The 13,564-nt window shown below is 37.4% G+C and carries 11 protein-coding genes; 7 read left to right on the top strand and 4 right to left on the bottom strand.

Going from position 1 to position 13,564, the window contains the following annotated elements; translation table 11 throughout:
• Nucleotides 1-91 precede the first annotated feature (91 nt).
• The 4 genes from VL047_RS03855 (at nucleotide 92) to VL047_RS03840 (ending at nucleotide 5,263) form a co-directional block, all read left to right on the top strand.
• A complete protein-coding gene (locus VL047_RS03855) occupies nucleotides 92-481 on the top strand; it encodes a hypothetical protein (RefSeq protein WP_325358706.1) in 390 nt (129 codons plus the stop codon).
• Nucleotides 482-586: 105 nt separating this feature from the next.
• A complete protein-coding gene (locus VL047_RS03850; RefSeq protein ID WP_325358704.1) occupies nucleotides 587-2,893 on the top strand; it encodes a TonB-dependent receptor domain-containing protein in 2,307 nt (768 codons plus the stop codon).
• A 24-nt stretch (nucleotides 2,894-2,917) separates the two neighbouring features.
• On the top strand, nucleotides 2,918-4,273 hold the full coding sequence (locus VL047_RS03845) for a sialidase family protein (protein ID WP_325358702.1): 1,356 nt from the start codon (nucleotides 2,918-2,920) through the stop codon (nucleotides 4,271-4,273).
• A 99-nt stretch (nucleotides 4,274-4,372) separates the two neighbouring features.
• On the top strand, nucleotides 4,373-5,263 hold the full coding sequence (locus tag VL047_RS03840; RefSeq protein WP_325358700.1) for an aldo/keto reductase: 891 nt from the start codon (nucleotides 4,373-4,375) through the stop codon (nucleotides 5,261-5,263).
• A 13-nt stretch (nucleotides 5,264-5,276) separates the two neighbouring features.
• Here VL047_RS03840 and VL047_RS03835 read toward each other — a convergent pair whose 3' ends face one another.
• A complete protein-coding gene (locus VL047_RS03835) occupies nucleotides 5,277-6,344 on the bottom strand; it encodes a trans-sulfuration enzyme family protein (RefSeq protein ID WP_325358698.1) in 1,068 nt (355 codons plus the stop codon).
• 142 nt (nucleotides 6,345-6,486) lie between these two features.
• Complete coding sequence (locus tag VL047_RS03830) at nucleotides 6,487-8,004, bottom strand: catalase (RefSeq protein WP_325358696.1); 1,518 nt, start codon at nucleotides 8,002-8,004, stop codon at nucleotides 6,487-6,489.
• 226 nt (nucleotides 8,005-8,230) lie between these two features.
• Between VL047_RS03830 and VL047_RS03825 the strand changes: the two genes are divergently transcribed.
• Entirely contained in the window at nucleotides 8,231-8,866 is a 636-nt protein-coding gene (locus VL047_RS03825) for a peroxiredoxin (protein ID WP_325358694.1), read from the top strand.
• Nucleotides 8,867-8,963: 97 nt separating this feature from the next.
• Here VL047_RS03825 and VL047_RS03820 read toward each other — a convergent pair whose 3' ends face one another.
• Nucleotides 8,964-9,869, bottom strand: a complete 906-nt coding sequence (locus VL047_RS03820; protein WP_325358692.1) for an alpha/beta hydrolase — start codon at nucleotides 9,867-9,869, stop codon at nucleotides 8,964-8,966.
• 110 nt (nucleotides 9,870-9,979) lie between these two features.
• On the opposite strand from VL047_RS03820, the gene VL047_RS03815 reads away from it, so the two are divergent.
• Both VL047_RS03815 and VL047_RS03810 read left to right on the top strand, forming a co-directional pair.
• Nucleotides 9,980-11,746 (top strand): ABC transporter ATP-binding protein, encoded by a 1,767-nt coding sequence (locus VL047_RS03815; RefSeq protein WP_325358690.1) that lies wholly within the window; start codon nucleotides 9,980-9,982, stop codon nucleotides 11,744-11,746.
• Nucleotides 11,747-11,783: 37 nt separating this feature from the next.
• Nucleotides 11,784-13,079, top strand: a complete 1,296-nt coding sequence (locus tag VL047_RS03810) for an NAD(P)/FAD-dependent oxidoreductase (RefSeq protein WP_325358688.1) — start codon at nucleotides 11,784-11,786, stop codon at nucleotides 13,077-13,079.
• Between the two features lie 54 nt (nucleotides 13,080-13,133).
• Here VL047_RS03810 and VL047_RS03805 read toward each other — a convergent pair.
• A partial coding sequence (locus VL047_RS03805) for an NIPSNAP family protein (protein ID WP_325358686.1) occupies nucleotides 13,134-13,564 on the bottom strand: 431 nt, incomplete at its 5' end.

Below are 13,564 nucleotides of genomic sequence, written 5' to 3'. Positions count from 1 at the left end.
AATTGTCTGTGTAATCCCATTTCTTATTAAAAACTTTCAAAAAAACTTAAATTAATTATCCACATATTCATTTTAGTCTTACATTTGTTACATGTTTCGCAGTCAAATAGCTTTTATGCTAATCTTCGCATTAATGACCTCTAGTTTTAGCAGGTTCTTTATTTATGCTGGCTTCGAGCTTAATCGTGATTATATTTCTACTACCCTTTGTGAGAATATAGACATGCCTGAATTACATTGTAACGGACAATGTTATCTGGCAAAGAAGATTCAACAGGCTCAGGAAAAGGAGAAAAATAACACGCAGGATCAAAAGAAAGGTAACTACCAGGAAGCTTTCATTACTCAAAAGGTTGTTTTAATAACTCCCTTTACGTATGTAAAAGTCTTTACTGCTACAGAAATGCCTTTCGACCTTCCTATACAGCCAGCAACAATTTTCCACCCTCCCAAGATCAATCCTAGCATTTTAATAGGATAATTTCATTTATCCACATTATAATCAACGTCACAAGACTTATATCTTATAGATAGTCTATGGCCTATACTCTCATGCTAGGGATATAATCCCGCTATATAAAATTTAATGAAATCTTTCAGATACTATTATCTGTTGATGACTTTTGTGGTGCTTTCAATTTCAGCGAATGCACAAGATGGAATCATTACAGGACATATTTACGACTCACAAACCCGACAGCCTTTGGTTGGAGTCACAATCAAAAATCAAGCTGATGCATTACTTGCTCAATCAGAACAGGGTGGCTATTTCAGTATTAACTTAAATTCAGCCGATAGCCTTATTCAAGTCCTTATGCTTGGATACAAAACTCAATGGGTTACAATCGATCAAAATAATACAGACCTCAATATTCAATTAGAGGAAGATGCTATTAACTTAAGTGAAGTTAGAGTAACCGGATTCAATGAAGGCCGAAGCAATAAAGAAACTGCAGGTTCAATTGGATTAATTACTACAAAAAACATAGAAAGAGGAAATGGCCTTTCTATACAACCGGCACTAAATTCAATTCCAGGTGTCAAAATGGAGCAAAGTACGCTCTCTGAAGCTAGAATTTCTATTCGAGGAAATGGAGTTCGTGCAAGCTATGGGATTCGAAATATTAAAATATATGTTAATGAAATTCCGGTTACGGAAGCGGATGGAACAACACGTATTGAAGCTTTGGATATAAATAGTATCGGGCGAGCTGAGATAATTAAAGGTCCGGCATCCAGCATTTACGGGGCAGGAGTAGGTGGTGTTATCAACTTTCAATTACAACGATCTCCATATCAAGAACAAAGTATTGAAATGAGCGGACAAGTGGGCTCATACAATCTGCACCGTTTTGCGACAACTTACCGAAATGGTGGTGATAAAATGAACAGCTATGTATCTGTAGGATGGCAGGAATATGATGGTTATAGAGAGCACAGTAGCGATATGCGCCGATTTATAACCGCTAACTTTCAACTTTTCCCGAGCGACAAGCGTATTATAACTGTACTTTTAAATCGGACAACTCAACATTCACAAATACCGGGAGGTTTGACGCTAGACCAGGTTAATGCAGACCCTACTCAGGCAAATGCTTCAAATTTAGATAAACAAGCTGGAAGATATCAGAACTGGACAAGGATTGGCTTGGGCCAACGCTATCAATTCAACAGTCAATTCTCGAATAGCAGCAGCGTTTTTACCTATTTTTATGATCTTGATCATCCTCTACCCTATGCTTATCTTCGAAATTATTATCAAAGTTACGGAGGAAGAACCCGGTTTACTTACAAAGCAGATTTTCCTGTGCTTCCTACGCAGTTTACTCTGGGGGCAGAATACAATAATGGAATTACTAAAGGGTCTCAATTTGTGAACAATCAAGGCAAAGAAGGTGCTATTAACTCTACCATTGATTATGACAACAATAACTTTTCTTTGTTCTATCAATCAATCACAGAGTTAAGCGAAAACACTGATTTTATAGTTGGATTAAGTTATAATAGCTTAAATTATAACATTAAAAACTATTTGAATAGCACACAAAGTGGCTCTAAGAAATTCGATCCGCAAGTCTCACCACGGATAGCGATAAGCCATACATTTAGCGATGTATTAAGTTTGCATGGAAGTGTCAGTTCAGGCTTCTCTCCTCCCTCAAGTTCTGAAATAAAGGACGTCGATGGTCTTATTAATTCTACCATTCAAGCAGAGAAAGCCATAAACTATGAAATAAATGCAAAGGGTAATCTCTTAAAGTCAAAACTTGCCTATGACCTCTCACTCTTCAAAATGGACATGAAAGGTGAGTTAATTGCTCAATCGGTTCAACAAGGCATTACAATCTATAATAATTCTGGAAAAACCATTCATAATGGTGTAGAGCTTGCTTTGTCTTATCAGCTTTTAAACGAGGAAAATAATAACATCATTACCAGCCTGCGCCCATTTACAGCGATAACCTATTCTGATTTCAAATTTGATGATTACAAAAAGCTTAATGCTAGTGATGAGATCATAGCAAATTACGATGGTAACGAACTTACTGGTATTGCACCTTGGGTTGTTATGGCGGGATTAGACTTGGAAACAAAATTAGGATTGTATTTTTATGGTAGTTATTTTTACAATGATAAAACTCCATTAAATGACGCTAACATAGATTATCATCCGTCTTATCACATTATAAACACAAAAATTGGATTCAAGAAACAGCTAAACAAGGCATTTGTTGTAGATGTGTATGGAGGGATAGATAACCTATTAAACAAAAAATACAGTTCTATTCTATCGTTAAATGCAACTGGTTTTGGAGGTGCTGCTCCTGCTTACTACAACCCTTCTCCTGAAAGAAACGGTTATGCGGGTCTTAGTATAAAATACCTATTGTAAAAAAAGAATTAAATCATAATGAAAATGAAACATACAATTCAATTAATCGTTGCTTCTTTTTTCCTTATTCTGCTTGCATCATGCGAGCAGAATAAAGAAAAAAGTATGGATATAAAAGCCATAGATAATGAAAGTGCCGATGCCATTAACCCTTATCTTACAAAAGATCAGAATGGGAATATAGTGATGTGCTGGACTTCCAAAGATCCTTCTGATTCAGTATACCGATTAAAATATGCGATATATAATGAAAGCGATAATACATTTGGCGAGGTTATAACCATCCCGACTTCTGCCGACTTAAGTACATCGCCAGAGAGCATGGGAAAGGTTGCTTTTAAAGCTGATGGTACTATTTTCGCTATTTTCGGGAAAAGGATAGAGAGTCCCTTAAACTCTTTTGCTGGAGCAGTTTACTACAGTGTTTCTACAGATAATGGTAAAAGCTGGTCAGAAGAAAAAATCATCCACTCAGATACCTCGCAGAATACAAGCCATAGCTTCTTTGATATAGCAACCTTGAAAGATGGAGAACTGGCAGCAGTTTGGTTAGATGGGCGATTTGGCACATCTGAAGAAGGATCTGCCCTATTCTTCGCAAAAACAACGGGTACCAGCTTCGGAATGGATACCCTTTTAGATAAGAACACTTGCGAATGCTGTAGAACAAATATCCTTTCTGATGATTTAGGCAATATCCATATCGCCTATAGAAGTCTTGCTTTCCCAAGCAAGATGTTTGGAAAACAAGTTAGAGATATGGTTTATCTCGCTTCTGATGACAATGGAAAAACCTTTTCAAATACAAAGCCAATTAGTGAAGATAACTGGCAGATTGAAGGCTGTCCGCATACCGGCCCAAGCCTTGCAGTAATCAACCAACAGGTAAATGCAGTATGGTTTACCGCTGGAGGAGGCGCGGGTCTATATTATACTTCTTCTCCAAACTTATCGGAGAATTTCAAGACTCGCTCTTTACTCAGTATCAAAGGAAGACACCCGCAAATGACTGCTTTCGCTAAAGATAAACTGGCAGTGGTATATGAAGAAAATGCAGAAGAAACTTCGCATACAATGTCAGGAAATGATGCGCATTCGTCTAATTCACATTCAAACATGAAGATGCAACATGCAAGCATGGATATGAACATGGATACTGCAGATATGAAGATGGATCATTCAGCTATGGCAGAAGTGGGTAAAGCACAAATAGTTCTTCAGCTTATTGAAAATGGAAACAAGACAGAGACTGTTAAAGTAACAGATGGGAAATATCCCGATCATCACGCGGTTATTACACCCCTAAACGATCAGGTACTTGTTGCTTGGATACATGAAGAAAATGGCAAGGCATCCATCAACTATTCTAAAATCTTTTAACGATTAACACAAGTTTATTCCTTAACATGAGCACATTTTATTAATTTCGTTAACGGATCGTTAATATATAATGATCCATAATTTAATAACAATTGTATCATGAAGAAAATATACTTGAGTGATGCCGGACCAAAGGTTTCTCCAGCTATTTACGGGTTTTATAGGTGGAATGAGGTAGAAAATATTTCTTCTACCATGGAAAAAATTGTAAACCTATGCCTTGATCTAGGAATCAATACCTTCGATCATGGAGACAGCTATGGCGCTTATCACTGTGAAGAGGTCTTTGGAGATCTTCTTTATAAAAAAACAATAAAAAGAGATGACGTTGTTCTATTTACAAAATGCGGACTCAAAACTCCGAATGCAAATGATCCTGAAACACGCATCAAACATTATAACACATCAGGAGACCACATTATAAAAAGCGTTGAGTCCTCACTGAAGAAGCTAAAGACAGACTATATCGACATATTTTTACTTGATCACTTAGATCCTATTTCAGACTTAGAGACTACCGCTCAAACCCTGGAAAATCTTAAAAAATCAGGGAAGATTAAAAATATCGGTGTAGCTAATTTCTCTGTATTTGAGCATCAGCTGCTGGCGACTTATCTGAACACTCCTATTGTAACCAATCATATTGAACTAAACCTGTTGAATGTTCAAGCGATGGATAATGGACAGGTCGATTATATTAAACAACGTTATATGCGTCCGTTAGCTTCTACCCCTTTAGCTGATGGAAGAATTGCAACCGGTCAGGATGACCAGGCTATCCGCGTTCGTGAGAAACTGGAAGAAATAAGCTCAAAGTATAATACCGACATAGAATCAGTAGCAGCAGCGTGGTTAATCAAACTCGGCGCTCTTCCATTAATCGGAACAACAGACGAAAAGCGCATTAAAAACATTGCCAATGCCTTTAATATCGATCTTGATCATCAAGATTGGTATGAACTCTATAACACCACCCGAGGTATCTTATAATTAATTGAGGATATTAGCTAATAGCTAAGTTGATATCCTCAATTAAATCTTCTATATTTTCTAAACCAACCGAGAGTCTTAACAAATTTCTAGGCGTCTTGGTATTCGGACCTTCAATAGTAGCACGGTGTTCAATCAGGCTTTCTACACCTCCAAGGCTGGTAGCCTGCGTAAATATTTTTGTAGAATTAGCTACTTTAGCCGCTTTAACCTCTCCCCCCTTTACCAAAAACGATAACATTCCACCAAAGCCAGGATAGAATACTTCCTCTACCTGTAAATGAGATTCCAGAAATGCAGCAAGCTGTTTGGCATTTTCTAAATGACCACGCATACGATAAGGAAGAGTTTTTATTCCCCTTACAGTTAAATAACAATCAAAAGGAGATAATACAGCTCCGGATAGCTCTTGAACCTTAAGAATCCGTTCCCAGAAATCATTCTTTTCTTTGCTTATCAAAGCACCACCAAGTGTATCACTATGGCCACCCAAATATTTGGTGGTAGAGTGCATAACCAGGTCTGCGCCAAGTTTTAATGGATTCTGGAAGATGGGAGTAGCAAAGGTATTATCACAACAAACAATTATTTGATGTTCTTTTGAAATATTAGTAATCGCCTGAATATCTGTGATCTTTAAAAGAGGGTTCGATGGCGTTTCCAGCCAGATCAGTTTAGTGTTTTCTTTGATTGAGTTCCGTACTTCCTGAAGGTCTGACATATCAACATAGTCGATTTCCAGAATTCCCTTATAAACTACATTCAATAAATTACGCAAACCATGATACATATCCGTTGGAGCCAAGACGTGGCTTCCAGGCAACAATGCTTGAAATACTGCAGCACCTGCTGCATTCCCAGAAGAAAAAGCACTCGCTGCTACCCCACATTCTAGCTTAGAAAGAACGTTCTCTAAAGAAGTACGATTCGGATTCCCTATACGCGTGTACATATACCCGCTCGGGTAACCTCCATCTTCTCCTCTTTCATATGTTGTTGATAATGTGATGGGCTCAATAACTGCCCCGGTAGCGGCATCTACCTGATTTCCTGCATGGATTGCAATAGTTTCAATTTTCATTTTCTAATATTAATTAGACTTATCAGACTCTCTTGTCAGATATTCAAAGATGCGAATAAAGAATAAAAAAACAGAGCAATCTCCATAAAAAAAGTAGTCATTCTTTTAGAACAACTACTTTTTTTATTAAAACATTTTACTGCTAAGGCTTCTTAACCATGAACCGTGGATTAGCCCTAAACCAATCGCATAATTCTCTGGTTACAACCTTGTCAATATCAATATTCATAGCTTTAGAAACACCTTCTCCATAAGCAGGATCAGCGATATAGCAATTTTGAGCATGTTTAATCTTAATAAATTCTTCAGCTCCATCAATTGCTCTCGCTGTATTATCAAAAAGCAATTGTTGTTTCTCCGGAGTCATTAATCGGAATAGATTTCCAGGCTGTGTATAATGATCATTATCATCTTGGTAATGATCCCAATTATCAGCATCTCCATCCAATGGTAATGGTGGTTCTTTCGCACTTGGTGTATCATTCCATGCACCGTAACTATTTGGTTGATAATGAGTCTTCGCACCATAATTTCCGTCTACACGCATCGCTCCGTCGCGATGGAAAGAATTTACCGGACATTTGGCCTGATTAACCGGAATCGAACTATGATTGACCCCTAAACGATAACGCTGTGCATCACCATAGGAGAATAAACGTCCTTGTAACATTTTATCTGGCGAAAAACCAATTCCCTCAACAATATTTGCAGGATTAAAGGCTGCTTGCTCTACCTCAGCAAAATAATTATCAGCATTCTTGTTTAATTCAAAAAATCCAACATCAATTAATGGGAATTCACCCTTAGGCCAAACCTTCGTTAAATCAAAAGGATTATGATAATGAGCCTTAGCCTGCTCTGTTGTCATAACCTGTATCTTCATTTCCCAACGCGGGAATTCACCTTTCTCAATACTATAAAACAAGTCGCGCTGTGCACTTTCACGATCATAACCTACAAGCTCAGCAGCCTCCTGATCACTGAAATTCTCTATTCCTTGTTTCGTAATAAAATGAAATTTAACCCATACACGTTCATTGTTCGCATTCAGCATACTAAAGGTATGACTTCCAAAACCATGCATGTGTCGCATAGACCTAGGAATACCCCGATCGCTCATTACAATAGTCACTTGATGCAAGGACTCAGGTATGGATGTCCAGAAATCCCAATTATTATTCGCACTTCGCAAGTTTGTCTTAGGATCGCGCTTTACCGCATGATTCAGATCAGGAAATCTTAAAGGGTCTTTAAAAAAGAATACAGGTGTATTATTTCCTACCAAATCCCAATTACCTTCTTCGGTATAGAATTTCAAAGCAAAACCACGTATATCACGTTCAGCATCGGCGGCACCGCGTTCACCTGCTACCGTAGAAAAGCGAACAAACATATCCGTTTGCTTTCCAATCTGTGAAAATAAATTAGCCTTGGTATACTTCGTAATATCATGTGTAACCGTAAATGTGCCATAAGCACCGGATCCCTTCGCATGCATTCTTCGTTCGGGAATCACTTCACGATCAAAATGAGCTAATTTTTCCAAAAACCAAACATCCTGCAATAAAACAGGACCTCTAGGCCCAGCGGTCTGAACATTCGTATTATCCGCAATAGGTCTTCCATTGGTGGAAGTTAACCTGTCATCTTTTTTTTCCATAATTCTCTAAAAAGCTATAACGATTAATATTTTAAAGTAAACTCTAATATACAATATTTAAGATTATTATTTAAATCTTCAGAAACCCGATAATCTACAATTTGAACATGAGGAAAAACGAATATATAAGAAATAAAAATTATTGTATCTTTGGATAAAATTTATAGTCTATAAAATTAATCGTCTATAAAATATATTCATTCATTAATCTAAAAAATAATTGTTTATGAGTTTACGCTTAGGGGATACGGCTCCCAATTTTAAAGCCGTTACAACAATTGGTGAAATAGATTTTTATGAATTCCTTGGAGATAGTTGGGGAGTTCTATTCTCGCATCCTGCAGATTATACGCCAGTTTGTACTACAGAACTTGGTAGAACTGCACAACTAGCCAACGAGTTCAAGAAAAGAAATGTCAAAGCAATAGCTGTGAGTGTTGACTCTGTTGAAGATCACTTGGGTTGGGTTAAGGATATCAATGAAACACAAGTTACTGATGTTGATTTCCCTATTATTGCAGACAAAGACCATAAAGTAGCAGAATTATACGATATGATTCACCCAAATGCATCAGCTACTCATACTGTAAGATCCGTATTCATTATTTCACCAGATAAAAAAGTTCGATTAACGCTTACTTATCCTGCTTCTACAGGACGGAACTTTATTGAAATAATCAGAGTAATAGATTCTATGCAGTTAACAGATAGCCACAGTGTTGCTACACCAGCAGACTGGAAACCAGGTGACGATGTTATTGTTTCTAACGCTATTAAAACGGAAGATGCAACTAACAAATTTCCAAAGGGAGTTCGTGAAGTAAAGCCATATTTACGCTATACTCCTGATCCCGCTTCTTAATAAAAGTATCATAAAAAAGAATGGTCTATTGATTAAATCAATAGACCATTCTTTTTTATGATAGAATTGATAGAAATTATCAATATTCATACAAACGTTAATCAAGATTTTTGAACCATTCCATAAAATGATTGAACCATTTATCTTCCGTGGTTCTGTTGTTCAGTCCAAAACCATGTCCGCCTTCATCGTATTCAAGTAGCTTTACAGGCACATGATGGCTGATAAGCGCATCCCGAAACCGCTCACTATTTGCAATAGGCACAACTTTATCATCCTTTGCATGAACCATAAATGTTGGAGGCGTATCATCCGTTACCTGTTTCTCATTGGAATAGTTATCAAGCTGACTAGCAGAAGGATTCTGTCCCAGTAAATTTACTTGAGACCCCTTATGAGTAATGTCCGAACTCATACTTATTACCGGATAAAGCAATAGCATAAAATCCGGACGTAAGCTTGTGTTTTTAGGATTAGGAATCAATGCTTTTTGATAATGTGTCCCAAGCGTAGACGCTAAGTGCCCTCCTGCTGAAGATCCCACAATCCCAATCTCATCTTTTGAAATGCCCCACTCTGCAGCTCTCTCACGAACAAGCTGTATAGCCCGTTGCGCATCTTGCAAAGGTCCGATGCTTTTATCTTCCATCGTTACATCACTCGGAAGTCTGTATTTTACAACAAAAGCTGAGATACCCTCTTCATTCAAGCGTTTGGCGATAGCATAACCTTCATGGTCGATAGCTAAAATAGAATAGCCTCCTCCCGGAAAAATAATAGCTGCTTTACCGGTGTTTTTACTCTTATCAGGAAAAAAAGCAATGATTTGAGGAACTGTAACAGCCGCGATCCGCTCAATCCCATCAAATGTTTTAGTCTCTACGACTTCACTTTTCTTAGAATTAGGAACAGCACCGTCATATAAATTAATAGTTTCTTGCCCGAAAACCGGAATGGATATGACTGAAATCACAGCATACAAAATTAAGTTTTTAAAAATCATCGTTCTATAATTTAGGTGACATATTTGGTTTTGATAATCCAAATATAAATTAATCTATTTAAATTAATCTAACTTTGCAAAAAACGTCACTGTAGGCAAAGACTCTATTCATGAAACTACTCCTCAAGTACTTAAGTAAGTATAAGCTACTTATCTTTATAGCACTCATTCTAGCAGCCATAAATCAGATATTTTCTCTGCTAAATCCATACATTCTGGGTAATTTCTTAATTGACCCCTTTGCAAATAAGGCCGCAGAATTCAGAACCGCGGGCACTAACAATGAATTCTTTAAAGGAGTAGCCATAGGGTTATTAATGATTATAGGTGCTGCCATGGTTTCAAGAATTGCCAAAGCCTTTCAAGACTATGTGGTGAACGTTATTATCCAGAAGTTTGGAGCACAGCTCTATACCGATGGCTTGCGACATGCTATGCGCCTGCCCTATCAGGATTTTGAAGACCAACGAAGCGGTGAAACATTATCCATCCTGCAAAAGGCGCGGGAAGACTGTTCTAATTTTATAACGGGCTTTGTCAATGTTCTCTTCGCAACCATTGTAGGGATCGTATTCGTAACAATCGTTGCATTTCGCTTAAGTCCTTTACTTCCCCTAATCTATTTAGTAGGAACCTTTGCCTTAGCATTTCTGACGAGCTATTTAAGCAGAAAGATCAAGTTTATCCAAAAAAATATTACCAAAGAAACAACCTCCCTTGCAGGCTCAACCACAGAATCTTTACGTAATATAGAATTAGTTAAAAGTTTAGGCCTTACCCAACAAGAGATTCTCCGCCTCAACGGCACCACCATGAAGATCCTTAACCTAGAATTACGAAAGGTTAAAAGCATACGAGCAATCAGTTTCGTTCAAGGTACCTTTGTAAATTTCTTACAACAGGTCATCATGTTCGCCTTAATCTCCTTTGTCTTTTACGATCAAATAACTGTCGGCCAACTCATGATGATGCAAATGTATTCCTTCTTTATTTTTGGCCCCTTACAAGAGTTGGGAAATATCATTATGTCTTACCGTGAGGCTGAAGCATCCCTCTTTAACTTGGAAACATTGTTCTCAAAGAAGGTTGAATATCAACCTTTGATACCAGAAAAGATTGACTCCATCACGAGTCTTCGTTTTAATAATGTAAAATTCCAACATCATATTGCAAAACAACCTGCGCTGGAAAATGTAACCTTTGAAGTAGAACGTGGCGAAACCATTGCATTCGTTGGTCCATCTGGTGCCGGAAAAACAACGCTGGTGAAACTTCTGGTAGGTCTGTATACACCAACAGCAGGCAATATTTACTATAATGATATTAGTGAAAACAAAGTCGATTTTGAAGGCTTAAGGCATCAAATTGGCTTCGTTACTCAAGATACCCAACTATTTTCAGGAACAATTAGAGAGAATCTCTTATTTGTGAATCCACAGGCTACTGAAGAAATGATGTTAGAAGCTTTAAGAAAAGCATCCGGCCAAAGTATATTGCAACGTGCTGAAAATGGATTGGAAACGGTCATCGGTGAAGGAGGGCTTAAGCTGTCAGGCGGTGAAAGACAACGTCTTTCCATTGCAAGGTCTTTGCTAAGGCAACCTAATTTAATTATCTTTGACGAAGCAACTTCGGCACTTGATTCTATTACAGAAGAAGAAATATCCAATACCATTAGAAGAATTACAGCTGAAAGACAACATATAACCGTCATGATTGCACATCGGCTATCTACCATTATGTATGCTGATCGAATCTATGTTTTAGAGAAAGGCCACATTATCGAAACAGGAAGCCATACTGAATTGTTAGACATAAAAGGGCTCTACTATGCCATGTGGCGACAACAAATTGGAGAAAGAGAAGTTCTCGTATAGCAACAACATTTAATTTACAAAAATCTTTAATTTAGATATGGAACAATATATAAAGAAAGTAGTCATTGTTGGAGGAGGTTTTGCAGGTGTAAACCTTATCAAGAAGCTTACAAATGATCCTCAGTTTCATGTGACTTTAGTCGATAAAAACAATTACCATTTCTTTCCACCTCTTTTGTATCAAGTCTCTACAGCATTTATTGAAAATTCTAATATAAGTTACCCTTTCCGAAGAATGTTCCAAGACAGAAAGAACGTTCGGTTCCATATAGGTTCACTACTTAAAGTAAATCAGGAAGAGAATACAATAGAAACTGACACAGGGATTGTTCCATACGACTACCTGGTTTTAAGTTTAGGTACAGAGACCAATTATTTTGGCCTTGAGAATGTAAAGAAGAATGCTTTACCTATGAAAACTATTAGGGATGCTCTGAAACTTCGCGATCATCTTTTATTGAACATGGAGAAAGCGGTACGTGCTGTCAACAAATTCGAAAAAACAAAGTATTTCAATATTGTAATATCAGGTGGCGGTCCGACAGGGGTAGAAATTGCAGGAATGCTGGCAGAAATGGTGCACAGCATCGGAGCTAAAGATTACCCTGAAATTACCGACCGAAGTCTTAATATCATATTGATTGATGCCTCTCCAACTCTATTGGGACCGATGAGCAAAAAATCTCAAGATGAAGCTGCCAATGTCTTAACAAAATTAGGTGTTCAGATTAAGCTGAACACACCGGTAAAAGATTATAAAGACGGTAAGGTATTTTTAAGCAATGGAGAAACAATCCATACAAATTCACTGATCTGGACTTCAGGCGTTATAGCTTGCGAGGTAAAAGGTCTGCCTCCAGAATCAATTGGTCGAGGCAGAAGAATACTGGTTGATGAGTATAATACGGTTCTTTCAACACCGAATATCTTTGCAATTGGCGATATCTGCTATCAAACATCTGATAAGCACTATCCAAATGGCCATCCTCAACTAGCGCAGGTTGCTATTCAACAGGGAGACCTATTGGGAGAAAACCTGAAAAGAATGGTTGAAAATAAACCTTTGCGGCCCTTTAGCTACAATAATAAAGGAAGTATGGCCATCATTGCAAAATACAAAGCTGTAGTTGATTTACCGAAAGGGTTCTTCAAAGGCTTTTTTGCCTGGTTGGTATGGCTATTTATCCACTTGATACCTATTGCCAGCTTCAGAAATAAATTCACCCTCATGTTTAACTGGTTTTTTGCCTTCGCTACAAATGATCCTACGCTACGCTTAATTATTAGTAAGGAAAAGAAAAAGGAAGAGGTGAAAAAAGAAGAACTGACTTAAAATAAAAGATCCTTGCATTGTTCAATGCAAGGATCTTTTATTTTATACGATCGATTAATAATCGGAATAATCTGTTGGGTATAAAAACAAGGTAACAATTTTTGAAATATTATTTTGGTATTGTGGCAATTTGCTTACAGGTTCATATGCCGGAGAAAATGCTTTCCAATGCTCATCTCTGTCAGCTTTATTATTAAAAGTTGTCATATACATTAAATTAGGCATAGTGCTACCTGAAATTACCTGACCATAAAATACTGCATTAAAATTTAAATCTGTAAAAATATCTATCACCCTAACATTCATCATCTCAACCTTATTATCACCTAGCTTTTCCGTTGCATTTTCATAGCTACGTAGTTCATAAACGCGTTCGCTCATAGGTGAAGTTAAATTGGGTTTTGCAGGCTTTAACATGCCTTCAAAGGCCTTCATAACAATAGTTTCAATTCGTGTATAAGGTGCGTTATTATATTCAGCATTTA

Origin of the sequence: Albibacterium sp., from assembly GCF_035514885.1 — a bacterium.
Lineage (GTDB): Bacteria > Bacteroidota > Bacteroidia > Sphingobacteriales > Sphingobacteriaceae > Albibacterium.
The sequence above is the reverse complement of the archived record's forward strand: the minus strand, read 5'-3'. Positions and strand labels throughout refer to the sequence as shown.